Origin of the sequence: Gillisia hiemivivida (genome assembly GCF_007997295.1) — a bacterium.
Classification (GTDB): Bacteria; Bacteroidota; Bacteroidia; order Flavobacteriales; family Flavobacteriaceae; genus Gillisia; species Gillisia hiemivivida.
Window position 1 is genome coordinate 1 of sequence record NZ_VORY01000051.1, and the last position, 878, is coordinate 878.

Annotated in this window: 2 protein-coding genes; both read right to left on the reverse strand. The window is 39.1% G+C overall.

The genetic code is table 11. The features are described 5' to 3' along the window. Nucleotides 1-382 (reverse strand): transposase (locus ES724_RS16415; protein WP_246136903.1); only part of this gene is annotated, 382 nt, incomplete at its 3' end. A gap of 79 nt (nt 383-461) precedes the next feature. Continuing rightward, nucleotides 462-818: an ISAon1 family transposase N-terminal region protein gene (locus ES724_RS16420; RefSeq protein ID WP_146935078.1), complete on the reverse strand. Its 357-nt coding sequence runs from the start codon at nt 816-818 to the stop codon at nt 462-464. Nucleotides 819-878: the final 60 nt, after the last annotated feature.

Here is an 878-nt window from a genome sequence, read left to right on the forward strand (position 1 = left end):
GTTTGATCCTTATTTCCTGTAGCGCATCCAAAGCTAATTTTTGTACGTGGAAACGGTCTATGACCAAAGTAGCATTTGGGAATGATTTTTTAACGATGAGCCCCATATTGCCTGCCATATCCAATGTTGTTTCTTGGACTTTGTTTCGTTGTTTTACCGGGATTTTATGGAGTATTCTTATAACAGTTTCGGCTTTGGTTCCTTTAATCATGGCCACCAAAGCTCCTTTCTTTCCTTTTGCTTTTTTGTTGGTCAGTATGGTATATAGGTCTCCATTAGAAAAAGCTGTCTCATCCAGGGATAGGTGACTCCCTAGGTTTTCAGCAAACAGGACCCAATCTTCTGCGTGGCATTTTTGATTCCAAGATTTAAAATCGCTCAAGTAGTCTTTGTATTGTCTTTGTAAGCTTCTTGGATTGACACCATAGAACTTGGCCACAAGGGTTGCACTAGATGCATTGTTACTGACAGATGTCTTTTAAAAAAGCAGCAAACTCCCTAGTTATCCTAGTTCCTTTTGCTACTAAATTCCAATCCCTTGTAATTACCTTACCAGTAGCCTCATTGAGCCATCTGCGTCGGGTTATGTGTAAAAAAACGTTTTTTCCCCGTATGGGAAAATCCTGAACGGTAGCCTCTGGGAAGAAACCTTTAGATTGAAGCTTGACCCCGATAGACTCCTTTGGAACTTCATTTAGTTCGGTAAAATAGAAATGTAGCTCTTCACCCTTTATCTCATACTTGGTCAGATCAAAATAGGTTACAAGCACTTCAGGAAGTAATAAATTAGCTATCGCTAATAACTTGTCTGAGGACATAGAAATTTTAAAGCAAAGTTCTCCTATTTTTAGTTACTCCACAACTTTTTGTGTTGAGCC